The sequence below is a fragment of the Cupriavidus sp. KB_39 genome (assembly GCF_052114485.1).
Classification (GTDB): Bacteria; Pseudomonadota; Gammaproteobacteria; order Burkholderiales; family Burkholderiaceae; genus Cupriavidus.
In genome coordinates, this window is sequence record NZ_JBFREV010000043.1 from 61,429 (window position 1) to 87,005 (window position 25,577).

The following is a 25,577-nucleotide window of genomic DNA, read 5'->3' on the forward strand; positions in this document are numbered from 1 at the left end:
AAGACATGATCCTGACCCGCAAGCGCGCGGACCAAGGCCAGACCGACCGGGTTGCGAACCGGCTCGCCGACCCAACTGCTCCGCAGGCCCATCCTTCCAGTCATGGCAATAGTCATGGCAATGGCAATGGCAACGGGCGCCTGGCGTCCCGCCTGGCCGCAGGGCTGGCCGGGGCGATGCCGACGATGGATCGGCGCAGCTTTCTCAAGCGGTCGGGCATCGGCGTGGGTGCCGGGCTGGCCGCCACGCAACTGACGCTGATCCGCAAGGCCGATGCCGACGACGGCAAGACCGGCGCCGGGGCCGGCAAGGGCGAGATCGTGGTACGGCGCACCGTGTGCGGCCACTGCTCGGTGGGCTGCGCGGTGGATGCCGTGGTGCAGAACGGCATCTGGATACGCCAGGAACCGGTCTTCGACTCCCCGATCAACATGGGCGCGCACTGCGCCAAGGGTGCCGCGCTGCGCGAGCACGGCCATGGCGAGTACCGGCTCAAGTACCCGATGAAGCTGGTCAACGGCAAGTACCAGAAGATCAGCTGGGACCAGGCGCTGGACGAGATCACGGCGAAGATGAAGGCCATCCGCCAGGAGACCGGCCCCGATTCGATGTTCTTCGTCGGCTCTTCCAAGCACAGCAACGAGCAGTCGTACCTGCTGCGCAAGTGGGTGTCGTTCTTCGGCACCAACAATACCGACCACCAGGCGCGCATCTGCCACTCCACCACCGTGGCCGGCGTGGCGAACACCTGGGGYTACGGGGCGATGACGAACTCGTACAACGATATGCAGAACGCCCGCGCGGCGCTGTATATCGGCTCCAACGCCGCGGAGGCGCACCCGGTGTCGATGCTGCACCTGCTGCACGCCAAGGAGAACGGCTGCAAGGTGATCGTGGTGGACCCGCGCTACACCCGCACGGCGGCCAAGGCGCATCACTACGTGCGCATCCGTTCGGGCACCGACATCGCCTTCCTGTTCGGCGTGCTGTATCACATCTTCCAGAACGGCTGGGAAGACCCCAAGTACCTGAACGACCGCGTCTACGGCATGGACAAGGTCAAGGCCGAGGTCCTGGCCAAGTGGACCCCGGACAAGGTCGAGGAAGTCTGCGGCGTGCCCGAGGCCCAGGTGAAGCTGGTGGCCGAGACCATGGCGAAGAATCGCCCGTCCACGCTGGTCTGGTGCATGGGCCAGACCCAGCACACCATCGGCAATGCGATCGTGCGCGCCTCCTGCATCGTGCAGCTGGCGCTGGGCAATATCGGCGTGTCGGGCGGCGGCGCCAACATCTTCCGTGGCCATGACAACGTGCAGGGTGCCACCGACGTGGGCCCGAACCCCGACTCCCTGCCGGGCTACTACGGCCTGGCCACCGGCGCGTGGAAGCACTACGCGGCGGTGTGGGGCGTGGATTACGAATGGATCAAGAAGCAGTTCGTCTCGCAGACGCTGATGGAAAAGTCCGGCACCACGGTGTCCCGCTGGATCGACATCGTGACCGAGAAGCGCGACCTGATCGACCAGGACAACAACGTCCGTGGCGTGTTCTTCTGGGGCCACGCCCCGAACTCGCAGACGCGCGGCCTGGAGATGAAGCGCGCGCTGGACAAGCTCGACCTGCTGGTGGTGGTGGACCCGTACCCCTCCGCCACGGCCGCCATGGCGAACATGACGCCGACCGACGGCGACAAGATCAATCCGAACCGCGCCGTCTACCTGCTGCCGGCGGCCACCCAGTTCGAGACCTCGGGGTCGTGCACGGCCTCGAACCGCTCGCTGCAATGGCGCGAGAAGGTCATCGAGCCGCTGTTCGAGTCGATGCCCGACCACACCATCATGCAGGCCTTCGCCGAGAAGCTCGGCTTTGGCAAGGAGCTGTCGAAGAACTACAAGATGATTGAGGTCAAGCGCGCCGGCCGTACCTGGCAGGAGCCCGAGACCGAATCGATCTTGCGCGAGATCAACGCCAGCAACTGGACCATCGGCTACACGGGCCAGTCGCCGGAGCGGCTCAAGTCGCATATGCGCAACATGCAGATGTTCGATGTGAAGACGCTGCGCTGCAAGGGCGGCAAGGACCCGGTCACCGGCTACGACCTGACCGGCGACTACTTCGGCCTGCCGTGGCCRTGCTACGGCACGCCCGAACTCAAGCACCCGGGATCGCCGAATCTTTATGACACCTCGAAGCACGTCATGGACGGCGGCGGCAACTTCCGCGCCAACTTCGGCGTGGAGCGCGACGGGGTGAACCTGCTGGCCGAGGATGGCTCCTGCTCGGCCGGGGCGGAGATCACCACCGGCTACCCCGAGTTCGACCACGTGCTGCTGAAGAAGCTGGGCTGGTGGGACGACCTGACCGACGCCGAGAAGAAGGCCGCCGAGGGCAAGAACTGGAAGACCGACCTCTCGGGCGGGATCCAGCGCGTGGTGATGAAGAACCACGGTTGCCATCCGTTCGGCAACGCCAAGGCGCGCGCCGTGGTCTGGAACTTCCCCGACCCGATCCCGCAGCACCGTGAGCCGCTGTACTCCACGCGGCCGGACATGGTCGCCAAGTACCCGACCCACGACGACAAGATGGCCTTCTGGCGCCTGCCCACGCTGTACAAGTCGGTGCAGCAGCGCAACATCGAGAACAAGATCTACGAGAAATTCCCGATCATCCTGACTTCGGGCCGGCTGGTGGAATACGAGGGTGGCGGCGAGGAAACCCGCTCCAACCCGTGGCTGGCCGAGCTGCAGCAGGAGAACTTCGTCGAGATCAACCCGCAGGCAGCGTCCGCGCGGGGCATCCGCAACGGCGACTATTGCTGGGTGCGCACGCCGACCGGTGCCCGCCTCAAGGTGCGCGCGCTGGTGACGGAGCGCGTGGGCGTGGATACGGCGTTCATCCCGTTCCACTTCTCGGGCTGGTGGGAAGGCAAGGATCTCAAGCAGTTCTATCCCGATGGCGCGTACCCGATCGTCCGGGGGGAGGCCGTGAACACGGCCACCACCTACGGCTACGACTCGGTGACGATGATGCAGGAAACCAAGACCACCGTTTGCCAGATCGAGCGGTTTGCCTGAGCCTGAGAAGCGGAGAGACACATGGCACGCATGAAATTCATCTGTGACGCCGAGCGCTGCATCGAATGCAACAGCTGCGTCACTGCCTGCAAGAACGAGCACGAGGTGCCCTGGGGCGTCAACCGGCGCCGCGTGGTGACGATCAACGACGGCATTCTCAACGCCGAGAAGTCGATCTCGGTGGCCTGCATGCACTGCTCGGACGCGCCCTGCATGGCCGTCTGCCCGGTGGATTGCTTCTACCGCACCGACGACGGCGTGGTGCTGCACGACAAGGACGTCTGCATCGGCTGCGGCTACTGCTCCTACGCCTGCCCGTTCGGCGCCCCGCAGTTCCCCAGCGAGGGCACCTTCGGCGTGCGCGGCAAGATGGACAAGTGCACGTTCTGCGCCGGCGGCCCGGAGAAGAACGGCAGCGAGGAAGAATTCGAAAAGTACGGCCGCAACCGGCTGGCCGAGGGCAAGCTGCCGCTCTGCGCGGAAATGTGCTCGACCAAGGCCCTGCTCGGCGGCGATGGCGACGTGATTGCCGACATCCTGCGCAACCGCGTGATCAAGCGCGGCACGGGCGGCGATGTGTTCGGCTGGGGCACGGCCTATGGCAAGCCGCAGGCGCCTGCCAACGGCACTCCGGCGGCCCCCAGCACCCCGCAGGGCACCGCACCCGGCGCCCCGGCCGGCGGAGGGCAGCCGTCATGACCCGCACCGCGTTGATCGTATCGATGCTCGCCACCGTCGCGCTGCTGGCGGCGTGCAGCGAGAAGCCGCAGACCGTCTCGGCCACGCACAAGAAATCGGATTCCATCGCCTGGCAGGGCGCCCCCGGCGACCCGTTCGTGGCCAAGGGCTGGACGGCGGGCGACAAGGACAGCTGGCAGCGTCAGATCCATCAGCGCAACCAGTACCAGAACGAGTACAACCGCATCCAATGAGCGGGGGAGGCGCCATGACCGTCATCCAGACCCTCAAGACCTTGCTGGCCGGGGTGGTCCTTGCCGCCGGTGTGGCGGGCGCGGCGCTGGCCCAGGCGCCGGCCTCGCCGCCTGCCGCGCAGCCTCCGGCGCAGGCGCAGGCCCCGACGCAGGCCCAGGCGGACGCCAACAATCCCGCCACACACCCGGTGCAGCCGTTCGCAGGCGTGGCCAGCGAGAACATCTTCAACGTGCCCCGGCGCGACGTGGCCGCCGAGGCCCGCTCGCAGCAGGAGCGCTCGGTGACCCAGCCGGGCAACAACGCGCCGGTCTGGCGCGAGGTCAACTCGGACCAGCATCACTACAGCAGCCTGCCCGCCAAGGAAGCCGGCGTGCTGATCCAGCGCACCGGCCAGAAATGGCGGCTGTTCCGCAATGGCGTGCTGACGGTCTGGGGCGGCTGGATCCTGATCCTGGTGCCGGCGGCCATCCTGGCCTTCTTCGCCTGGCGCCGCACCATCCCGCTCAAGTCCCCGCGCACGGGCCGCATGATCGAGCGCTTCACGCCCACCGAGCGCTTCGTGCACTGGGCCGTGGCCATCTCGTTCGTGATCCTGGCGATCTCGGGCATCGTGATCCTGTTCGGCAAGCACTTCCTGCTGCCGATCATGGGCCACACGCTGTTCGGCTGGCTCACCTACATTCTCAAGAACCTGCACAACCTGACCGGGCCGGTGTTCACGCTGTCGATCATTGCCACCTTCGTGGTGTTCGTGCGTGATAACGTGCCGAACCGTGGCGACGTGGTCTGGGTGCGCAAGCTCGGCGGGCTCGCCTCCGGCGCCCACGTGCCCAGCGCGCGCTTCAACGCCGGCGAGAAGATGTGGTTCTGGGGCGGGATGGTGCTGCTCGGGCTGGTCCTCTCGGCCTCCGGCTGGGTGCTCGACATGATCGTGCCGGGCCTGGACTACTACCGCGCCACGATGCAGATCGCCCACGTGATCCATGGGGTCTCGGCCGTGGTGATGATCGTGCTGGCCTGCGGCCATATCTATATGGGGACGATCGGCATGGAGGGCGCCTACCGCGCCATGCGCGATGGCTACGTGGACGAGGCCTGGGCCCGGGAGCACCACGAGATCTGGTACGACGACATCCAGTCCGGCAAGATTCCCGCCCAGCGCTCCACGCCCCGTGACGACACGCCGCGCGTGCGGCCGCGTCCCGGCGAAGTGTGAGGGTTTACCGCAGCGCACCATGCACCCGACCGGGGCGGCGTTACAATCGCCACGGCAGTCAACTCTAGAGGAGGGTTTGGCATGAAACGTGTACTTTGCGGTTTGGCAGTGGGCACCGCCGTGGCAGTGATGGCGGGTTGCGGAACCTCGGGCACCAGCAGCGATGCGGCCAGCGCCAGCGCGGCCCCGGCTGCCGCGCCGGCGGCGGCACGGGTCGCCGTGGGCGCCAAGGCGGCGGCACCGTTGCAGTCCAAGAGCGGCACCAATACCGCGGGCCGCGTCACCTTCGACCAGCAGGCGGCCGGCGTGATGGTGGTGGTGGCGGTCACGGGCCTGCCTCCGGGCACCTCGCATGGCTTCCATGTCCACGAGAAGGGCGATTGCTCGGCCCCTGACGCGATGAGCGCCGGCGGCCATTTCAACCCTGCCGGCAAACCGCACGGCCAGATGACCATGCCCGAGCACCATGCCGGCGACATGAACAACCTGACCGCCGACGCCAGCGGCAACGCGCGCGTACAGTTCCTGATGCCGGACGTCACCGTCGGCCCGGGCCCGAACAGCGTGATCGGCAAGGCCGTGATMGTCCACAAGGACCCGGACGACTATCGCACCCAGCCGACCGGCAACGCTGGCGGCCGGATCGCGTGTGGCGTGGTCGCCGCATCCTGAGTATCGATAGTTTTTGGCTATAAACGGTAGTTCCGCAGTAACAAAACGCCCCTGAAACCGGCCCGATGGCGCCCCCGCCACGGGCCGGCACCTTCCCGCCCCCGCCCCCATGCCCCTGCGCCCCGAGTTGACCCATGCCGCCGTCCCGCTGATCGAGGAGGTGGAGGTCGTTGACGAACAGGGCCGCGTGCGCCCGGCCTGGCTGCCGGGCGAGCGGCCGCTGACGGTCTACCTCGACAAGCGCGAGCTGGTGACCCTGATGACGCTGGGCGGCGCGCCCGAGCACCTGGTGCTGGGCTACCTGCGCAACCAGCGGCTGGTGGACGACATCGAGGACATCGCCGCGATCCAGGTGGACTGGGAGACCGAATCGGCTGCCGTGACCACCCGCACCGGCGTGGACCGCATCGAGGAACGCACCGCGCGCCGCGTGGTGACCACGGGATGCGGGCAGGGCACGGTGTTCGGCTCGCTGCTGGACGAGGTCGACAACATCCGCCTGCCCGGGGATGCCACGCTGACCCAGGAAACCCTCTACGCAATCATCGACACCATCCGCCTGCAGCAGTCGGTCTACAAGCAGGCCGGCTCGGTGCACGGCTGCGCGCTGTTCCGGGGCAGCGAGCTGCTGATGTTCGTGGAGGAYGTGGGCCGGCACAACGCCGTGGACGCCATCGCCGGCCGGATGTGGCTGGAAGACATGACCGGCGAGGACAAGGTTTTCTACACCACGGGCCGGCTGACCTCCGAGATGGTGATCAAGGGCGCGCAGATGGGCATTCCGTTCCTGCTGTCGCGCTCCGGGGTGACCCAGATGGGCTACCAGATGGCCCAGCGGGTCAACCTGAGCCTGTTCGCGCGCTGCACCGGCAAGCATTTCCTGTTGTATACCGGGCGGGAGCGGTTCCGCCACAGCCAGCCCGAGGCGGCCGCGCCGGCCTGAAGGCRCGCCGGGGGGCCGCCGGAGGCGGTTCGCAGGCGGATTGGTTGTACAATGCGCCCCATTCCAGCGGCACCGGCTCGGCCGGGCGCCGCCCATCGTCCATTCCGCCAGCCAATATGAGCATCAAATCCGACAAGTGGATCCGCCGCATGGCGGAACAGCACGCCATGATCGAGCCGTTCGCGCCCGGCCAGGTACGGGAGGAGGACGGCCGCAAGATCGTCTCCTACGGCACTTCGAGCTACGGCTACGATATCCGCTGCGCGGACGAGTTCAAGATCTTCACCAATATCAACAGCACCATCGTCGACCCGAAGAACTTCGACGAGAAGTCCTTCGTGGACTTCAAGGGCGATGTCTGCATCATCCCGCCGAACTCGTTCGCGCTGGCCCGCACGATGGAGTACTTCCGCATTCCGCGCAGCGTGCTGACCATCTGCCTGGGCAAGAGCACGTACGCGCGCTGCGGCATCATCGTCAACGTGACCCCGTTCGAGCCGGAGTGGGAAGGTTACGTGACGCTGGAGTTCTCGAACACCACCCCGCTGCCCGCCAAGATCTACGCCGGCGAGGGCTGCGCCCAGGTGTTGTTCTTCGAGAGCGACGAAATCTGCGAGACCTCGTACGCCGACCGCGGCGGCAAGTATCAGGGCCAGCACGGTGTCACACTGCCGAAGACCTGACCGCATTACAATGCCGGCGTCCGGACCGACGGCCGCCCAATTCTGACGAAAGAGCCACATGACGCCGCCCGGGGGAGCCTTCCGGCGGCCATGTGGCTCAAGTCTTTCCAAAGCCTTCTCATCAAGGATCGACCGATGAAATTCCGCTTCCCCGTCATCATCATCGACGAAGACTTCCGCTCCGAGAACATTTCCGGCTCGGGCATCCGCGCGCTGGCAGAGGCCATCGAGCGCGAAGGCATGGAAGTGATGGGCTTGACCAGCTACGGCGACCTGACCTCGTTCGCCCAGCAGTCCAGCCGGGCATCGTCGTTCATTGTCTCGATCGACGACGACGAGTTCGTGCGCGCCGATGACCAGCCCGAAGCCGCCGCCATCGAGAAGCTGCGCGCCTTCGTGAACGAAGTGCGCCGCCGCAATTCGGACCTGCCGATCTTCCTGTACGGCGAGACGCGCACCTCGCGCCATATTCCCAACGACATCCTGCGCGAGCTGCACGGCTTCATCCACATGTTCGAGGACACGCCCGAGTTCGTGGCGCGTCACATCATCCGCGAAGCCCGCGTCTACCTTGACACCCTGGCGCCGCCGTTCTTCAAGGCCCTGATTGCCTACGCGCAGGACAGCTCGTACTCGTGGCACTGCCCGGGCCACTCTGGCGGCGTGGCGTTCCTGAAGAGCCCGGTGGGGCAGGTATTCCACCAGTTCTTCGGCGAGAACATGCTGCGCGCCGACGTCTGCAACGCCGTGGACGAGCTGGGCCAGCTGCTGGACCACACCGGCCCGGTGGCGGCATCCGAGCGCAACGCCGCGCGGATCTTCAACTCGGACCACATGTACTTCGTGACCAACGGCACGTCGACCTCGAACAAGATGGTCTGGCACGCCAACGTGGCCCCGGGGGACATCGTGGTGGTGGACCGCAACTGCCACAAGTCGATCCTGCACGCGATCATGATGACCGGCGCGATTCCGGTGTTCCTGATGCCGACGCGCAACCACTACGGCATCATCGGCCCGATCCCGAAGAGCGAATTCGACCCGGAGACGATCCGCCGCAAGATCGCCAACCATCCGTTTGCCAGCAAGGCCAAGAACCAGAAGCCGCGCATCCTGACGATCACCCAGGGCACCTACGACGGCGTGCTGTACAACGCCGAGCAGATCAAGGAGATGCTGGCGAGCGAGATCGACACGCTGCACTTCGACGAAGCCTGGCTGCCGCACGCCGCCTTCCACGACTTCTACCGCAACATGCACGCCATCGGCCGTGACCGGCCGCGCAGCAAGGACGCGCTGGTGTTCGCCACGCAGTCCACGCACAAGCTGCTGGCCGGGCTGTCGCAGGCGTCCCAGATCCTGGTGCAGGACTCGGAGACCCGCAAGCTGGACCGCTACCGGTTCAACGAGGCCTACCTGATGCATACCTCGACGAGCCCGCAGTACTCGATCATCGCCTCGTGCGATGTGGCGGCGGCGATGATGGAAGCCCCGGGCGGCACCGCGCTGGTCGAGGAAAGCATCCAGGAAGCGATGGACTTCCGCCGCGCCATGCGCAAGGTGGAGGGCGACTACGAGGCCGGCAACAACGGCGACTGGTGGTTCAAGGTCTGGGGCCCGGACGCGCTGATCGAAGACGGCATCGGCGACCGCGAGGCSTGGATGCTGCAGGCCAACGAGCGCTGGCATGGCTTTGGCGACCTGGCCGACGGCTTCAACCTGCTCGACCCGATCAAGGCCACCCTGATCACCCCGGGCCTGGACGTGGACGGCGAGTTCAGCGAGCGCGGCATCCCGGCCGCCATCGTCACCAAGTACCTGGCCGAGCACGGCATCATCATCGAGAAGACGGGCCTGTACTCGTTCTTCATCATGTTCACCATCGGCATCACCAAGGGCCGCTGGAACTCGCTCGTCACCGAATTGCAACAATTCAAGGACGATTACGACCAGAACCAGCCGCTCTGGCGCGTGCTGCCGGAGTTCGTCGGCAAGTACCCGCAGTACGAGCGCATGGGCCTGCGCGACCTKTGCGAYGCGATCCACAGCGTCTACAAGGCCAACGAYGTGGCGCGCGTGACGACGGAGATGTACCTGTCGGACATGGARCCGGCCATGAAGCCGTCSGACGCCTGGGCGATGATGGCCCAYCGCGAGATCGAGCGCGTGCCCGTGGACGAACTGGAAGGCCGCGTCACCGCCATCCTGCTGACGCCGTACCCMCCGGGCATTCCRCTGCTGATCCCGGGCGAGCGCTTCAACCGGACCATCGTCCAGTACCTGAAGTTCGCACGCGAGTTCAACAAGCTGTTCCCGGGATTTGAAACCGACATCCACGGTCTGGTGGAAGACGAGGTGGACGGGCAGAAGGCTTATTTTGTGGACTGCGTGAAGCAGTAGGGATGTCCGTTTCGGATTCCTCTCGGAGGTTCCGCCATGACGGATCGACAAAAAACCGGCGCCTTGGCGCCGGTTTTTCTTGTTTAGACCGACTCGTCGTAGCCGGACCCAAAGGGATCTTGCCAACCATTATTCTTGAAATACAAGATCACCTCGCCTGAATGACTCCATTCGAGGTAGGCCGCCCCACCGGAACTCAGCCGCCATTTCCCGCGATTTCCATCTGCGTACTCGATGGTTCCCGACGCCCAACAAGGGGACCAGAACTTTTTGGAGTAGTAGATGGCATCTACTGGATAGGCACGCGAGAAATAGCGTTTTACCAGTTTCACGGAAGGCCGGAATTTCTTGCATTCTTGCGCCATCTCCTCGAGCCTGCTGAGTCCTACGGCATCTATCGTCACCGCCTTTACAGCACGGGCATGTGCGACCGGCGACATGACAAGCCACAACATCGCGCACAGCGCGAGCAACAGGTTTCTCACCATTTTGCGGAGCTCGCTTCGGACTCGGTTTTCCGAGAGAGTTGAGGGTGTCTGTAGACATCGCCCATGGCCACTTTCAGGGTGGCTGAAAGTTCTGCTACGAGCCATCGAACAGCGTCATTCTGTGACGGGGTCACGGACTCGTACACTTCGTTTTTCTCAATGTATGCCCCTACCAGTTCAATGCCAACCGAATCCGTGTTGCCGGGATATCGTTCGGGGAAGGGTTTCCTGTGCTCATGCCGCGATAGTGGCGTAGGTCGCCATTTCAATGGGTAGGCGGCATTGAACTCTGCCGGCGAGCATTTCCTGGTTTCCAGGCAACGCGACTTGATATTGCCGACGTGGTTCGTTCTTTTTCTCAGCGATGCGGTCTGATAGATAGTCCCATCCCTATCAATCAGGAAGTGTGCGCCATTGGCGCCATTGACCTGATATGAACTGAAGGTGCTGGAGGCCGTGGGAGCTGCCGTCTGATGCACCACAATTCCATTCACCTTGTGCATCGGACCGCGTTCGATCCGAGGATAAATCCGTACAACGATACGATCTGAGTCAACGTGTCCTTCCTTCGATATGAACAGCATGGTCTCTCCTAAATCAGGCCGCCTTACCGGTATTGCTGTCGTACCGTGTCTGCGGCAGAAACACGATCTCGTCGGTTGTCTTGCCATCGCAGGTCGGTAGCCATGGAAGTCATGGCCCTGACGTGGCAAGGTACCAATGCGTTCAATACCGTAATGACTCGCTSCCGTCTTTAGCACTACGTCCAAAAATCTGGAGGCACTCGGCCCTTGGCGCAAACGACGGACGAAAAAAAGCCCCGCATCGCGCGGGGCTCTTGTGCAGTCCGATTCGGCCGTATTACTTCTTCTTCTCGAACTCGAACTGCGGTGCGGCTGGTTCGGCGGGCTCGGCGGCCGGCAATTCCAGCGTGCCCGGGCTCGATGCGCCGCCCGGTGGCGCCGCCGGCTTGGCATCCTCTCCGCCAAGCGGGATGCTTACCTCCGCCGAGTTGCTGTGCTTGAGCGAGCCCTTGTCCAGCAGGCCCGTCACCATGCCCGGCCAGAACATCACCAGCAGCACCATCACCATCTGCAGGCCGACCCAGGGCAGGGCGCCCCAGTAGATGTCCGAGCTTTTCACTTCCTTCGGGGCGATGCCGCGCAGGTAGAACAGCGCGAAGCCGAACGGCGGATGCATGAACGAGGTCTGCATGTTCACGCACAGCATCACGCCGAACCACACCAGGGCCGCCGTGGCGGCCGCTTCGGGRTTGCCGCCCATCGATTCGAGCACCACCGGCGTCAGCACCTTCACCGCCACGGGTGCCAGCATCGGCACCACGATGAAGGCGATCTCGAAGAAGTCGAGGAAGAACGCCAGGAAGAAGATGAACAGGTTCACCACGATCAGGAAGCCGATCCAGCCGCCCGGCAGCGAGGTGAACAGGTGCTCCACCCAGGCGCCGCCGTCCACGCCCTGGAACACCACCGAGAAGCAGGTCGAGCCGATCAGGATGAACACCACCATCGCGGTCAGGCGTGCCGTGGACTGGTAGGCATCGACGATCAGCAGCCGCAGGTCGGTCAACTGCCCCGCGCGGACCAGCAGCCACAGCAGGACCAGATAGGCCAGCGCCAGCGGTATCCGGAACGCGTGGGAGCCGAACGCGTAGAAGCCGACCCCAGCCGCGACCAGCGTGGCGGCGAGGCCCACGCGGTAGATCGTGCGGTCGATCCGGTTGAAGCCCTTGTCACGGATCACGGCCAGCACCAGCGCACCCACCGCGCCCATGGCGCCCGACTCGGTCGGTGTGGCAATGCCCAGCATGATCGTGCCCAGCACCAGGAAGATCAGCACCGCGCACGGGATGATGCCGCGCAGGCACTTGCGCCACAGGGCCCAGCCGGTCAGCGTGCGCGCCTCCGGGGGCACCGGCGGCAGCCAGTCCGGCTTGATGCGGGTGATCACGAAGGTGTAGAGCGCGAACAGCGCGATCTGGACCACCGAGGGGCCCCAGGCGCCCAGGTACATGCTGCCGACGTCGGCGCTGCCCATCGGGGTCTTGAGCTGGTCGGCCAGCACCACGAGCACCAGCGACGGCGGCACCARCTGCGTGATGGTGCCCGAGGCCGCCAGCACGCCCGTGGCGTACTTCATGTTGTAGCGGTAGCGCATCATCACCGGCAGCGAGATCATGGCCATGGCGATGACCTGCGCCGCCACCGTGCCGGTGATCGCCCCCAGGATGAAGCCGACGATGATCACCGAGTAGCCCAGCCCGCCGCGCACGGGGCCGAAGAGCTGGCCCATGGAGTCCAGCATGTCCTCCGCCAGCCCGCACTTCTCGAGGATCGCCCCCATGAAGGTGAAGAACGGAATGGCCAGCAGCAACTCGTTGGCCAGCACGCTGCCGAACACCCGGCTCGGCACCGCCTGCAGGAACTGGACGGGGAAGTAGCCCCACTCGATGGCCAGGAAGCCGAACGCCAGACCCACGGCGGACAGCGAGAATGCGACCGGGAACCCGATCAGCATGAATACCACCAGGCCGCCGAACATCAGCGGCGGCATATATTCCAACGGGATCATTGCACCGGCCTCTCGTATTTCGATTCGATGCGCACCAGCCCCTTCAGGGCCGCGAAGCGCTTGATCAGCTCGGAAATGCCCTGCAGCGTGAGCAGGGCAAAGCCGATGGGCACCACCAGCTTGATCGGGTACCGCGGCAGCCCGCCGGAGTTGCCCGATTGCTCGAGGATGCGCCACGAGGGCAGGAACAGCGATTCCCACGAGAGCCACGTGAACAGGATCGTGGAGGGCAGCAGGAACACGACGATGCCGAAGATGTCGATCCAGTGCTGCGCGCGCTCGGACACGTTGCCGTAGATCAGGTCCACGCGCACGTGCTCATTGCGCTGGAACGTGTACGACGTGCCGAACATCACGGCGATGGCGAACATATACCACTGCAGTTCGAGTGGCCAGTTGTCACTGAGGTTGAAGCCATAGCGCAGCAGGGCGTTCCCCGCGCTGACCAGGCACGACAGCAGGATCATGATGTTTGCAACTCTGCCTGTGTGCTGGTTCAACCTGTCGATCTGTCGTGACAGACCAAGCAAGTAATACATGGGTTGTCTCCCCCGGTTTTTGCGGCGATTAGTGTATCTGTAACAAATTCTATCGGCGCTAGGGGGATGTACCTACCGGCGTCGCGTGCACATCACGGGCGCCAAAGAAAAACCGCCGGGGCTTGCGCCACGGCGGTTTCGGGGCTCTCCGAACCTTACGGAAAGCTTACTGCTTCACGTGCGTTTTCAGAGCGCGGCGCGGGCGGCCTGGATGGCGGCGCGCACCTGGGCGGGCGCGGTGCCGCCGATGTGATCGCGGGCGGCCACGGAGCCTTCCAGCGTCAGCACGGCGTGCACGTCGTCACCGATCAGGCTCGACTTGTCGCCCAGGCCGGAGACCTCGCGCAGCTCGGCCACGGTGAGGTCGGCCAGGTCGCAGCGGCGGTCGTCGCAGGCGCGCACGGCGTGGGCCACGGCCTCGTGGGCGTCACGGAACGGCAGGCCGCGCTTGACCAGATAGTCGGCCAGGTCGGTGGCCGTGGCGTAGCCCTGCAGCGCGGCGGCGCGCATGGCCTCCGGCTTCACGGTGATGCCCGGCACCATGTCGGCAAAGATGCGCAGCGTGTCCACCACGGTGTCCACCGTGTCGAACAGCGGTTCCTTGTCTTCCTGGTTGTCCTTGTTGTACGCGAGCGGCTGRCCCTTCATCAGCGTCAGCAGGCCGATCAGGTGGCCGTTCACGCGGCCGGTCTTGCCGCGGGCGAGTTCGGGCACGTCCGGGTTCTTCTTCTGCGGCATGATCGAGCTGCCCGTGCAGAAGCGGTCGGCGATGTCGATGAAGCCGACGCGCGGGCTCATCCACAGCACCAGTTCTTCGGAAAAACGCGAGACGTGCGTCATCACCAGCGCGGCGGCGGCACAGAATTCGATCGCGAAGTCGCGGTCGGAGACGGCGTCGAGCGAATTGCGGCAAACGCCGTCGAAACCAAGCTGGGACGCCACGAACTCACGATCGATCGGGTAGCTCGTGCCGGCCAGCGCGGCGGCGCCCAGCGGCAGCCGGTTGACGCGTTTTCGGCAATCGGCCATGCGCTCGGCGTCGCGCGTGAACATYTCCACATAGGCCAGCAGATGGTGGCCGAAGGTGACCGGCTGGGCCACCTGGAGGTGGGTGAAGCCGGGCAGGATGGTGTCGGCGTTCTGCTCGGCCAGGTCCAGCAGCGCGGCGCGCAGGGCGCCCAGCAGGCCGATGATGTTGTCGATCTCGCTGCGCAGCCACAGGCGGATGTCGGTGGCCACCTGGTCATTGCGCGAGCGGCCGGTGTGCAGGCGCTTGCCGGCGTCGCCGACCAGCGCGGTCAGGCGGGCCTCGATATTCAGGTGGACGTCCTCGAGGTCGAGCTTCCACTCGAACGCGCCGGACTCGATCTCGCCACGGATCTGCGTCATGCCACGCTCGATCTCGGCGCGGTCCGCCTCGGCGATGATGCCTTGCTTGGCCAGCATGGCCGCATGGGCCAGCGACCCGGCGATGTCGAACAGCGCCAGGCGCTTGTCGAAGAAGACCGATGCGGTGTAGCGCTTCACCAGGTCGGACATCGGTTCGGAGAAGCGGGCGGACCAGGCTTCGCCTTTCTTGGCAAGTTGGGAGGTCATGGGCGAGGGGACAGTTGTTGCGCGCACCGCGAACGGCGGCGGGCGCTGGCGAAATTCGGGAAACCGCGATTATATCGCCCCCGGGGACGGATTCCGCGCCCGTTGGACGTTACCTCGCCTCAAGCCGGCTGGGCGACCACCCGGCCCTGGAACACCACCGGCCCAGACGGCCCGTCCGGGCTGGGCGAGCCGCCCGGCGGCTCGATGCTGATGGCGAGCGCCGGCACGCTGTCCGGCGCGCGCTTCACTTCCAGCCGCACCTCGTGGCGCCGGCCGATCACCCCCAGCGACTGCGGCTTGCCGCCTTCCGGCAGGGCCCAGAGCTGGAGCACCTGCTGGTCGGCCAGCTTCAGGTGATCCAGGCGGCGCACGGTGACCGTGCTGGCGGGGGCATCCCAGAGCACAACCACGGCGGGCCGAGCCTGATCATCGTTCAGGATCGCCACGGCGGACATCGTCGGCGCCTGCTCGCGCTGGTTCACCAGCCATTGCGACACCCCCACGGCCATCAGCGCCAGCAAGGCCAGCGCCGCCGAGGCCATGCGCAGCAGCACCGGGGCGTCCTGGAAGGCCTGCCACCAGTGGCGCGGGGGCGGCGGYTTCAGCTTGAGCGGGGCGGCCTGCCAGCCCAGCCGTTGTTCGATGCCGCACCAGACCTTGTCGACTGGCTGGGCCGCCGGYTGCAACTCCGCCAGCCCGGTCAGGCGTGCCTGCCAGCGTTCGATGGCGGCGCGCACGGCGGTCTCCTCGTGCGCCAGCCGCTCCAGCCGGCGCCGCGCGCCGCCGCGCAGCACCCCCAGTGCATATTGGGCGGCCAGACGGTCGAGCAGGTCAGGATGGCCGGTGAGCCTCATGCCAGCCCCTCCAGACAGGTGCGCAGCCGCTCCAGCCCCCGCCGGATCCACGACTTGATGGTGCCGAGCGGCACCTGTAGCTGGGCCGCCAGTTCGGTGTGGCTCAGGTCGCGCAGATAGGCGAGGGCGATGGCCTGCCGCTGCGACGGTTCCAGCCGTTGCAGGCAGCGGGCCAGTGCCGCCGCGCGTTCGCTCGCCAGCGCGGCGTCGGCGGGGCCGGCGCGGTCGTCGGGCAACCAGGCTTCCAGGTCGTCATCGGGCTGTGCCGGCTGGCCACCCCGCGCGGCGGCCTGCCGGCGCAGGCAGTCCAGCGCCCGGTTGCGCACGATGGCGGCCATCCAGGTCATGGGGGCCGCCACGTGGGGGCGATAGTCGCCGGCGTGATGCCAGATGCTGACAAAACTCTCCTGCACGACGTCCTCCGCCCAATCCCGCCTATTAGTAATACGCAGCGCCAGGCCAAACAGTTTCGTCACGGTGAGGTCGTAGAGCGCGCGCAGCGCCGGGCGGTCGCCCAGGGCGATGTCCTGCAGCAGGCCCGCCAGCCGCGCGGCAGGGTCCGGCTGCGCCGCCGCTTCGGGAGGAGCAGGGTTTGCGTGGGCATCCGCGGAGGAGGGCAGGGAAGCAGGCACGGGGGCGGGGCTAGGGGCTCCGCCTGAGTATAGGAAGAATGGGCTGGAAAGGCTGGAAAGGACGGAAAGCCGATGGACCGCATCGGCTGCATCCGTCTGGCGCGCTGCCGCGTATATGCGGACAGGTGCGCCAACCCGTGGCGCGCCTCCCCCCAAAAGGAACAGGAGACCGTCATGGCCACTCTGGAAGAACGTCCCGCCGCCGCATCGCGCATCGTCACCCTGCCGGATGCCCGCCGGCGCGGCCTGCTGAAGGCCCCCGGGCTGTTTGCGCTCGGCTCGCTCGCGGTGTTTTCGCTGGGCGAATCGATGCCGGCCTGGGCGCAGACCCAGTCGGGCAGCACCCGCGATGACATCAACATCCTCAATGTCGCGCTCGGGCTGGAATAYCAGGCCATYGCGGCSTATCAGGTGGGCGCGGAAAGCGGCTTGCTGCAGAAGCCGGTCCTGGACACCGCCGTGAAGTTCCAGGGCCATCACAAGGCCCACGCGCAGGTGCTGGCGGGTACCGTCAGCAAGCTGGGCGGCACGCCGGTGACGGCGAAGAAGCCGGGGGACTACAACTTTCCCGCCGAACAACTCAAGACGCAGGCCGATGTGCTGCGCTTCGCGGCCGGGCTGGAGAAGGGCGCCACGGCGGCCTACCTCGGCGTACTGCCGAATTTTCACAACCGGGAACTGACCCGGGCCGCCGGCAGCATCCTAGGGGATGAAGCGATGCACTGGGCCGTGCTGCTGTCGGCGCTCGGCGAAGACCCCGTGCCCGGGGCCTTCGTCGGCTAGATGCCGGTGTCGATCAGCCGCTGTTGCGCAGCCCGGCCGCCACGCCGTTGATGGTCAGGTGGATGCCGCGCCGCACGCGCACGTCGTCGCCGTCCTTGCCTGCCCGGTAGCGCTTGAGCAGTTCGACCTGCAAGTGGTTCAGCGGGTCCAGGTAGGGTGGCCTTGCGCGATTTCTCGTCCGGCGCCTCATCGACCAGCGCCTTGACCGCGCTGCCGAAGCCGAACCAGCCCGGCAGCAGCAGCCGGCACTGGCCCCAGGAGAAGCCCCACGGAATCGCGCGGAGATCCTCGATCTTGCGGTTCTTCTTGTCCATCAGCTTGCGCGACGCCGGCCGCGAACCCAGGTTCAGGTCGGCGATCTCGGTGATCGGCGTGGTGGCGAAGAAGTAGTCCTTGAAGCCCGGGGTCTCGTAGACCAGGTCGCGATAGGCGGTGAAGGCGCGGTCGGACAGCTGCTGCATCACGCCCTCGAACGACTCCAGGTCCTTCGGCGCATTCTGCGTGGGCAGCAGCGAGGCCTCGAGCGTGGCCGCCACCACGGTTTCCAGGTTGCGCCGGCCGATTTCGGCATTGGCGAACTTGCTGTTGATGATCTCGCCCTGCTCGGTCAGCCGGATCTGGCCGTTCACGGTGCCCGGGGGCTGCGACAGGATGGCCTGRTAGGTCGGGCCGCCCCCGCGCCCCACGGTGCCGCCCCGGCCATGGAACAGCCGCAGCTTCACGCGGCGCGCCTCGAACAGCTTCACCAGCGCCAGCTCGGCCTTGTACAGCTCCCAGTTCGACGTCAGGAAACCGCCGTCCTTGTTCGAATCCGAATAGCCGAGCATCACCTCCTGCTCCACGCCGTGATGGGCGATGACCGAGTCGAAGCCGGGCAGGTCCAGCAGCGACTGCATGATGCCGGCCGCGTTGCGCAAGTCCTCGATGGTTTCGAACAGCGGGATGACCATCAGCTCCATGCGCGCCGGATCGGTCTTGCTGCCGAGCGTGCCGCGCAGCATGCCGGACTCCTTCTGGAGCAGCATGACCTCGATCAGATCCGACAGCGTTTCGGTATGCGAAATGATGTAGTTGCGGGCCACGCGCTTGCCGTAGCGGGCGCGCAGGTCACGCGCCATGGCGAAGATCGCCAGCTCGCTGCGCGTCTGCTCGGAATATTCGTGCCACGGCATGGTCAGCAGCCGCGGCTGGCGCAGTTCGGCCAGCAGCAGTTCGCGCTTGCGGGCCTCGGGCAGCGCGGCGTAGTCGCGCTCCACGCCGGCGGCGGCGAACAGTTCGGCGATCACGGCCTCGTGGACGTCGGACACCTGGCGCATATCCACCGAGGCCAGGTGGAAGCCGAAGATGGCGATGGCGCGCTGGAGCGCATCGATGCGCGCCTGGGCCAGCGCCACGCCATGGTGGGTGCGCAGGGAATCCATCACGACCTGGACATCGGCCGCAAACGCCTCGGCATTGTCGTACGGGGCCACGTCGGCCACCGGGTGGCGCTGGGCCTCGTGGCCGGTCAGCTTCTGCGAGGTGGCGGCCAGCCGCGCGTACATGCCGATCAGCGCCCGGCGGTACGGTTCGTCGGATCGATGGTCGGAATGGTCCGGCGAGGCATCGGCCAGCGCGATCAGTTCCGGGCTGACATCCACCATCAGCGACGACATCGACAACTCCGCGCCCAGCGCGTGCAGTTCGTCGAGATACCACGCCATGATCARYTGCGATTGCTCGCGCGCGGCGTGTTGGAGTGTCTCGGCGGTCACATTCGGATTGCCGTCGCGGTCGCCGCCAATCCACGACCCCATCTGCAGGAACGGGGCGAGCGGTGCCGGYGCGGYGCCGGCCTTGCCCTTCTTGCTGGTCGGGAAGACGGCGGCGATGTCTTCCTCCATCTCGGCCATCAGGCGCGGAATGCCGTGCAGGAAGGTGGTGCGGTAATAGGAGAGGGCGTTCTCGATCTCGTCCACCACCATCAGGCGGTTGTTGCGCAGCATGCGGGTCTGCCAGAGCGTGGTCACGCGGGCACGCAACTGCGCCGTGTTGTGGTCGCGCTCGCGAGCGGTCATCGGCAGGTCGCGCTCGGCCAGCAGGCGGGCGATTTCGCGCTCGGCGTCGAGAATGCTCTTGCGCTGCACCTCGGTCGGGTGGGCGGTCAGCACCGGCACGATCAGCGCTTCGTCGAGGAACTTGCGCAGCTGCTTGCCGGTAACGCCGGCGGCGTCGATGGCTTCCAGCGCGCGGGCCAGGCTGCCCGGCTGCGGCGGCGAGCCGGCCAGCGCATGCACGCGGCGGCGGCGATTGTGGTGCTGGTCCTCGGCGATATTGGCCAGGTGCGAGAAATAGCTGAAGGCGCGCACGACCTGATTGGTCTGGTCGCGCGACAGCCGCTTGAGCAGGCGGTCCAGCTCGGCRCCGGCGGCGCGGTCGTTCTCGCGGCGGAAGCGCACGGCGGTCTGGCGAATTGTCTCAACCAGATCGAACGCCGCCTCGCCTTCCTGTTCGCGCACGCAGTCGCCCAGCAGGCGGCCCAGGAAGCGGATGTCCTCGCGCAGCGGCAGGTCCTTGTCGGCGGTACGGCGCGCGGGGGAGGTCGCGGCGATGGCTGCATCGGCGACCGTCGCGCCATTGGTGGCCACCACGGCCAGCTTGGCACGGGCGGCGCGCGGCTTCGCGGGGGCGGCGGAAGTGCCTTCCGCTTCACGTGGCGCAGCGGTGGTCTTGGCGGACTTGCGGGCAGGGGTGGTACGGGTGCGGCCCGATGGGCGCGCGACGGGCTGGGTCATGCAGTCATCTCCTCTGTCTTTTATAAGGTGCCGGTCGCCTTGAAGGCGCCCTGGTCATGTCCGATACGCGGCGAAGCGATTTCGGGCGCATTCCGGGGCCTGAGGCCGCCGGGGTGCGTGCTAACATGCGCGCATGCAAGCACCTGCGTCTCCGTCTTCTTCGTCCGCTGCCGTATCCCGCAGCATGCCGCACAAGCTCGTGATCGCCTCGCGCGAAAGCCGGCTGGCGATGTGGCAGGCTGAACATGTACGTGCTGCGTTGCAACAATACTATCCCTCGTGCGATGTGTCCATTCTCGGCATGACGACAAGGGGTGATCAAATTCTCGACAAGTCCCTGTCCAAGGTAGGCGGCAAAGGGCTCTTCGTGAAAGAGCTGGAGGTGGCGATGGCCGAGGGCCGCGCCGACCTGGCCGTGCATTCGCTCAAGGATGTGCCGATGGAACTGCCCGCCGGCTTCACGCTCACCGCCGTGATGGAACGCGAAGACCCGCGCGATGCGCTGGTCTCGTCGCACTTCGCGTCGCTGGACGAGATGCCGCCCGGCACCGTGGTCGGCACGTCGAGCCTGCGCCGCGAAGCCGCGCTACGCACCCGCTATCCCCATCTGGTCATCAAGCCGCTGCGCGGCAACCTCGACACCCGTCTGCGCAAGCTGGACGCCGGTGAATTCGGCGCGATCATCCTGGCTGCGGCCGGGTTGAAGCGGCTGGGCCTGGGCGAGCGCATCCGCGCGCTGATCGAGCCGGAGGCCTCGCTGCCGGCGGCCGGGCAGGGCGCACTGGGTATCGAGATCMGTTCCGATCGACCCGAACTCRCCGCATGGCTGGCGCCGCTGAACCATACGCCGACGCTGCTGGCGGTGTCGGCCGAGCGCGCCGTGTCGCGCCGGCTGGGCGGTAGCTGCCAGGTGCCGCTGGGCGCCCATGCCCGCTGGCGTGGCGATGCCCTGCAACTCGACGCCTTCGTGGCCCTGCCAGACGGCAGCCGCGACATACGTGCGCATGCGGCCCGGGCGGTGGACACGCTGGAGGCGGCCGAGCAGCTCGGCGCATCGGTGGCCGGCGACCTGCTGGCGCGCGGTGCCGATGACGTGCTGGCGGCGCTTGCCGCGGCGGGTCCGACCTGAGGCGCGCGCGATGCCCCGCCCGACCGTCGTAGTTACGCGACCTGCCGGGCAGTCCCGGCAACTGACCGAGGCGCTCCAGTCCGCTGGACTGGACGTGCTCGGCTTCCCATTGCTCGCCATTGGCCCGCCCGCCGACGACGCCGCGCTGCGCGCAGCGCTGGCCCGGCTCGCCGACTATGCGCTGGTGGTCTTCGTCAGCCCCAATGCGGTCTCGTTCGCGCTCGATGCGCTGGCGAACGTGCAGAACGCGCCGGCGCTGCCGCAATGGCCGGCCCAGGTGCCGGTGGCGGTGGTCGGGCCGTCGAGCGTGGCGGCGCTGGCCGAACGCGGCATTGCCGCGCCTGCCTATCGCGTGGTGGCCCCGGCCGGGGCGCATGGCAACGCGGAAATCCACAATGAACCGGCGCGCTTCGATTCCGAGGCGCTCTGGTCCGAACTCGACACCTCGCCCGGCGCGTTCTCGAACCAGCGCGTGCTGATCGTACGGGGGAACGGCGGGCGCGACTGGCTCGGCGATCGCCTGCGCGATGCCGGCGCCACCGTCGACGCGGTGGAGGCATACAGCCGCACGCTGCCGGAGCCCACGTCCATGCAATGGCAGGCCGTGCGCGATAACCTGAAGCCGGGCGCGCCGCCCTGCGCGTGGCTGCTGACCAGTTCCGAAGCTGTGCGCAACCTCGACGCGCTGGCCCGGTTGCACCTGTCGCCGCAGGAACACGAGCGTCTGAAGCAGATGCAGTGCATTGCGCCGCATGCGAGAATTGCCGCGCAGGCGAACGCGCTGGGCTTCGCCCATGTGCTGCCCGCCGCGCCCGGCGACGCCGGCCTGCTGGCCGCCTGCACGCAGTGGGCCGATGCCCACGCGGGGCCGGCGGAGGCGCTGGTCCGCCCAGATTCATCCGACACCCCGGTGGTGGCCGTCGCTCCGACGCCAACCCCGCGCGCGCCGGTTCCAGATTCCCCGTCAACGAAGGTTGATCGCGTGACGCCAGACACTACGTCCTCCTCTTCTTCAGCCTCCGCAGCCGCTGCGGCATCGGCCCCGCCGCCGCATGTCGCGCCGCCTGCGGCTCCTGCCGCCAGTGCCCCCACCGCTGCGTTCGCACCGCGCCGCATGAACCCGTGGTGGATCGTCGCCGCCGTCATCGTGCTGGCCACCGCGGCCGGCTTCTGGTGGCTGCAACTGCGCGTGGAACATCTGACGCAGGAACTGGCGCGGCGCCAGCAGAACAACGACGCTCTGGTCCAGGAGACCCGGGTGCTGTCCCGCAACGCGCAGGAGACGGTCAAGGAACTCCAGGCCAAGGTCGGCGCGCTGGACGGCCAGGTGGTCGAGACCCGCGACAAGCAGGTGGCGCTCGAGCAGGTCTACCAGGACCTGATGCGCAACCGTGACGACTGGGAAATTGCCGAGATCCAGCAGTTGCTGACCAACGCCGGCCAGCAACTCCAGCTCAGCGGCAACGTGCAGGTGGCGCTGGCCGCGCTGCAAAGCGCCGACGCGCGGCTCGCGCGGGCCGACAAGCCGCAGTACAACCAGCTGCGCCGGGCCTTGGCGCGCGACATCGCCCGCATGAAAGCCGTGCCGGATACGGACCTGACCGGCGCCGCGATCAAGCTCGATGAGTCGATCAACCAGATCGACGTGCTGCCGCTGCTGTCTGGCGAACGCATGCTCGRCCGCACGCCCGGCGAGAACGGCAAGCCCGCCAGCGCGGCGCAAGCATCACAAAATACCCAGCCGACGCCCGAATCCGGCAACGCCTTCGTGCGGCTCTGGCACTACGTGCTGGCCGAAATGGGGCAGGTGATCCGCATCCGCAAGGTGGACGACGCCAACGCGCTGCTGCTCTCCGGCGACCAGGGCTGGTTCCTGCGCGAGAACGTGAAGCTGCGCCTGCTCAACGCGCGGCTGGCGCTGCTGTCGCGCAACGAGCCGGTGTTCCGYAATGACCTCGCCGCCGCCCAGGCGCTGATTTCACGATATTTCGATACCCGCTCGCGCCGCGTGCAGGGCGTGCTGACCCTGCTCAAGCAGGCGCAGGCCAGCGCGGTCTCGGTCTCGCTGCCGACCATGGCCGAGAGCCTTGGCGCGCTGCGTGCCCTGAAGAAGGAGTAGCCATGCGACTTCTGTTCTGGGTAGCGGTCCTGTTCGCCGGCGCCGTCGGGCTGGCGCTGTTCACGCAGTTCAACCACAGCAACGTGGTGCTGTTCTACCCGCCGTACCGGGTGGAAATGTCCCTGAATCTCACGCTGGCGCTGCTATTGCTGCTGTTCTTCGGAGTGTGGACGATCCTGACCACGTTCCGGCACCTCTCCGAGATGCCGCGCCGCGCTGCCGCTTACCGCGAACGCAGCCGCATGAGCAAGGCGCAGGCCGCGCTACGCGAGTCGATCGAAAACCTGTTTGCCGGACGTTTCGCACGGGCCGAGCGCGCCGCGCGCGATGCCCAGGCGTGGCCGGAACAGGCGCAGACCGCAGCCCTGGTGGGCGCGCGGGCCGCGCACCGGATGCAGGAATCGGAACGCCGCGACGCCTGGATGGCGCAGGTCACGGACCCCGAGCGCGCTCAGGCGCGGTTGGTTTCCATGGCCGAACTGCTAGTCGATGCCCGTGACGCCGAGGGCGCGCTGGAAACCATCGCCCAGTTGCAGTCGCAGGGCGGGCGGCAGATCCACGTGCAACGGATTGCGCTGCGTGCGCACCAGCATCTGAAGAACTGGACCGAGGTATTGCGGCTGGCGCGCTCGCTGGAGAAGCGCAACGCGCTGCACCCGGTGCTGGCGCTGCGGCTCAAGCAGCTGGCGGTGGAGGCGATGCTCGACGAGCGTCGCCATGACGCGGAAGGGCTGTACCACTTCTGGCGCTCGCTGTCGCCCGATGAGCGGCACGCGGTGCGCATTGCCGAGCCGGCGGCGCGCTACTTCTCGGCGCTGGGCCGCCAGAACGAGGCGCGGCGCATTGTCGAGGAAGCGCTCCGGGTCAACTGGGACAGCCGCCTCGTGCAGCGCTATGCCGAATGCGCCGAGCCGGGCAAGGCGCTGCCCCAGATCCAGCAGGCCGAGAAATGGCTGGCCGAACATCCGGCCGATGCGGATTTGTACTACACGCTGGGCGTGCTGTGCCTGGGCGAGCAGCTCTGGGGCAAGGCCCAGTCGAACTTCGAGCGCGCGCTGAAGTACGCCGACCCGGAATCGCAAGTCCGGCTCCGCGTGCGCACGCATCTGGCGCTGGCCCGTCTGTTCGAGGAAACGGAGCGCCCCGAGGATGCCCAACGGCATTATCGGGAAAGTGCGATGCTGGCGGCCTGAGCCGATGGCTCAGCTTTCCTCTTCCGCCAGCTTCGCCCGGGCGGCTGCCTTCGCCTTCGGCGTCTTCACCACCGCGTAGCGCGCCAGCGTCTCCTGCCGGGCTACGTCGTGCTGCACGATCGGCCTCGGATAATTCTCACCCAGTCGCACCCCGGCCTCGGCCAGCACGGCCTCCGGCGCCGTCCACGGCGCGTGGAGGTATTTGTCTGACAGCCGGGCCAGTTCCGGCAGGTACTTGCGGATGAACTGACCGTTCGGGTCGAACTTTTCCGATTGCGTGACCGGGTTGAAGATGCGGAAGTAGGGCTGCGCATCGCAGCCTGTGGACGCCGCCCATTGCCAGCCGCCGTTGTTGGCCGCGAAGTCGAAATCGTTGAGCTGATCGGCGAAATACTGCTCGCCGCGCCGCCAGTCCACGCCCAGATCCTTGACCAGGAAGCTCGCCGTCACCATCCGCAGCCGGTTGTGCATATAGCCGCTCTGGCGGATCTGGCGCATCGCCGCATCCACCAGCGGATAGCCGGTGGACGCCTCGCACCAKGCCTGGAAATAGCGCTCGCCGGTCTGCGGGGCGACCCAGCGCAGGCCGTCGTACTCGGGGTGGAACGACTTGCTTTCGGCCACGCGCGGGTGGTGATGCAGGATCATGAAGTAGAAGTCGCGCCAGATCAGTTCCGAGAGCCATACCGCCGCCCCGGCGCTGGCGGCGCCGCCGCGCAGCACGGTCTCGTGGGCGGCGCGGGCGAGGGTGCGGATCGAGATCGTGCCGAAGCGCAGGTGCACAGACAGGTAGCTCGGCCCGCGCAGCGCCGGGAAGTCGCGGCGTTGGCCGTAGTCGCCGATCCGGTCCAGGAATTCGTCGAACAGCGCRTGGGCGCCGTCCGAGCCGGTGGGCATGGCGATCTCGGGCAGGTTGCTCGGCGCGAAGCCCAGGTCGGCCAGCGTGGGCAGGTCCCG

The 25,577-nt window shown here is 66.8% G+C and carries 21 protein-coding genes; 12 read left to right on the plus strand and 9 right to left on the minus strand.

The window, feature by feature from the left end; translation table 11 throughout:
• Positions 1 to 5: 5 nt before the first annotated feature.
• The 8 genes from AB4Z27_RS24750 to AB4Z27_RS24785 all read left to right on the plus strand — a co-directional run bounded on the left by AB4Z27_RS24750 (position 6) and on the right by AB4Z27_RS24785 (position 9,921).
• Positions 6 to 3,074 (plus strand): molybdopterin-dependent oxidoreductase, encoded by a 3,069-nt coding sequence (locus AB4Z27_RS24750; RefSeq protein ID WP_092290681.1) that lies wholly within the window; start codon positions 6 to 8, stop codon positions 3,072 to 3,074.
• Positions 3,075 to 3,095: 21 nt separating this feature from the next.
• Positions 3,096 to 3,773 (plus strand): formate dehydrogenase FDH3 subunit beta, encoded by a 678-nt coding sequence (fdh3B, locus tag AB4Z27_RS24755; RefSeq protein ID WP_092290679.1) that lies wholly within the window; start codon positions 3,096 to 3,098, stop codon positions 3,771 to 3,773.
• Positions 3,770 to 4,006 carry a hypothetical protein gene (locus AB4Z27_RS24760; RefSeq protein ID WP_092290677.1) on the plus strand — a complete coding sequence of 79 codons (237 nt, stop codon included), beginning with the start codon at positions 3,770 to 3,772 and terminating at the stop codon, positions 4,004 to 4,006. The genes fdh3B and AB4Z27_RS24760 overlap by 4 nt, the downstream gene beginning before the upstream one ends.
• Before the next feature lie 14 nt (positions 4,007 to 4,020).
• Complete coding sequence (locus tag AB4Z27_RS24765) at positions 4,021 to 5,223, plus strand: formate dehydrogenase subunit gamma (protein ID WP_092290675.1); 1,203 nt, start codon at positions 4,021 to 4,023, stop codon at positions 5,221 to 5,223.
• 81 nt (positions 5,224 to 5,304) lie between these two features.
• Positions 5,305 to 5,895: a superoxide dismutase family protein gene (locus AB4Z27_RS24770; RefSeq protein ID WP_441590692.1), complete on the plus strand. Its 591-nt coding sequence runs from the start codon at positions 5,305 to 5,307 to the stop codon at positions 5,893 to 5,895.
• 109 nt (positions 5,896 to 6,004) lie between these two features.
• Positions 6,005 to 6,838, plus strand: coding sequence for a formate dehydrogenase accessory sulfurtransferase FdhD (locus AB4Z27_RS24775; RefSeq protein WP_092290671.1), 834 nt, complete (start codon positions 6,005 to 6,007; stop codon positions 6,836 to 6,838).
• Between the two features lie 116 nt (positions 6,839 to 6,954).
• The gene (gene dcd / locus AB4Z27_RS24780; RefSeq protein WP_092290905.1) at positions 6,955 to 7,521 is read left to right on the plus strand and encodes a dCTP deaminase; all 567 of its coding nucleotides are present in this window, start codon (positions 6,955 to 6,957) and stop codon (positions 7,519 to 7,521) included.
• 135 nt (positions 7,522 to 7,656) lie between these two features.
• On the plus strand, positions 7,657 to 9,921 hold the full coding sequence (locus AB4Z27_RS24785) for an Orn/Lys/Arg decarboxylase N-terminal domain-containing protein (protein ID WP_441645494.1): 2,265 nt from the start codon (positions 7,657 to 7,659) through the stop codon (positions 9,919 to 9,921).
• Positions 9,922 to 10,004: 83 nt separating this feature from the next.
• Here AB4Z27_RS24785 and AB4Z27_RS24790 read toward each other — a convergent pair whose 3' ends face one another.
• The 7 genes from AB4Z27_RS24790 to AB4Z27_RS24820 all read right to left on the minus strand — a co-directional run bounded on the left by AB4Z27_RS24790 (position 10,005) and on the right by AB4Z27_RS24820 (position 16,610).
• Positions 10,005 to 10,409: a hypothetical protein gene (locus tag AB4Z27_RS24790; RefSeq protein WP_092290667.1), complete on the minus strand. Its 405-nt coding sequence runs from the start codon at positions 10,407 to 10,409 to the stop codon at positions 10,005 to 10,007.
• Positions 10,403 to 10,993, minus strand: a complete 591-nt coding sequence (locus AB4Z27_RS24795; protein WP_092290665.1) for a peptidoglycan recognition protein family protein — start codon at positions 10,991 to 10,993, stop codon at positions 10,403 to 10,405. The genes AB4Z27_RS24790 and AB4Z27_RS24795 overlap by 7 nt, the downstream gene beginning before the upstream one ends.
• 277 nt (positions 10,994 to 11,270) lie before the next feature.
• A complete protein-coding gene (locus tag AB4Z27_RS24800) occupies positions 11,271 to 13,001 on the minus strand; it encodes a TRAP transporter large permease (protein ID WP_092290663.1) in 1,731 nt (576 codons plus the stop codon).
• Positions 12,998 to 13,540, minus strand: coding sequence for a TRAP transporter small permease subunit (locus AB4Z27_RS24805; protein WP_092290661.1), 543 nt, complete (start codon positions 13,538 to 13,540; stop codon positions 12,998 to 13,000). The genes AB4Z27_RS24800 and AB4Z27_RS24805 overlap by 4 nt, the downstream gene beginning before the upstream one ends.
• A 186-nt stretch (positions 13,541 to 13,726) precedes the next feature.
• Positions 13,727 to 15,136 (minus strand): argininosuccinate lyase, encoded by a 1,410-nt coding sequence (gene argH / locus AB4Z27_RS24810; RefSeq protein ID WP_092290659.1) that lies wholly within the window; start codon positions 15,134 to 15,136, stop codon positions 13,727 to 13,729.
• Positions 15,137 to 15,255: 119 nt separating this feature from the next.
• Positions 15,256 to 15,990, minus strand: a complete 735-nt coding sequence (locus AB4Z27_RS24815) for an anti-sigma factor (protein ID WP_441645495.1) — start codon at positions 15,988 to 15,990, stop codon at positions 15,256 to 15,258.
• Complete coding sequence (locus tag AB4Z27_RS24820; protein ID WP_369823375.1) at positions 15,987 to 16,610, minus strand: sigma-70 family RNA polymerase sigma factor; 624 nt, start codon at positions 16,608 to 16,610, stop codon at positions 15,987 to 15,989. The genes AB4Z27_RS24815 and AB4Z27_RS24820 overlap by 4 nt, the downstream gene beginning before the upstream one ends.
• A 186-nt stretch (positions 16,611 to 16,796) precedes the next feature.
• On the opposite strand from AB4Z27_RS24820, the gene AB4Z27_RS24825 reads away from it, so the two are divergent.
• Positions 16,797 to 17,405 (plus strand): ferritin-like domain-containing protein, encoded by a 609-nt coding sequence (locus tag AB4Z27_RS24825; protein ID WP_092290901.1) that lies wholly within the window; start codon positions 16,797 to 16,799, stop codon positions 17,403 to 17,405.
• Here AB4Z27_RS24825 and ppc read toward each other — a convergent pair.
• Positions 17,402 to 20,179, minus strand: a complete 2,778-nt coding sequence (gene ppc / locus AB4Z27_RS24830) for a phosphoenolpyruvate carboxylase (RefSeq protein WP_441645496.1) — start codon at positions 20,177 to 20,179, stop codon at positions 17,402 to 17,404. The genes AB4Z27_RS24825 and ppc overlap by 4 nt on opposite strands.
• Positions 20,180 to 20,312: 133 nt before the next feature.
• Here ppc and hemC point away from each other — a divergent pair, with 133 nt between their 5' ends.
• From hemC to AB4Z27_RS24845, 3 genes are read left to right on the plus strand one after another with little or no spacing between them, the layout of a single operon-like run.
• Positions 20,313 to 21,308: a hydroxymethylbilane synthase gene (gene hemC, locus AB4Z27_RS24835; RefSeq protein WP_441645497.1), complete on the plus strand. Its 996-nt coding sequence runs from the start codon at positions 20,313 to 20,315 to the stop codon at positions 21,306 to 21,308.
• A 10-nt stretch (positions 21,309 to 21,318) separates the two neighbouring features.
• Positions 21,319 to 23,427, plus strand: a complete 2,109-nt coding sequence (gene hemDX / locus AB4Z27_RS24840; RefSeq protein WP_441645498.1) for a fused uroporphyrinogen-III synthase HemD/membrane protein HemX — start codon at positions 21,319 to 21,321, stop codon at positions 23,425 to 23,427.
• Between the two features lie 2 nt (positions 23,428 to 23,429).
• Positions 23,430 to 24,620, plus strand: a complete 1,191-nt coding sequence (locus tag AB4Z27_RS24845) for a heme biosynthesis protein HemY (protein WP_441645499.1) — start codon at positions 23,430 to 23,432, stop codon at positions 24,618 to 24,620.
• A gap of 9 nt (positions 24,621 to 24,629) precedes the next feature.
• On the opposite strand, the gene AB4Z27_RS24850 is transcribed toward AB4Z27_RS24845, so the two are convergent.
• On the minus strand, positions 24,630 to 25,577 hold a 948-nt coding region (locus AB4Z27_RS24850; protein ID WP_441645500.1), incomplete at its 5' end, for a cryptochrome/photolyase family protein.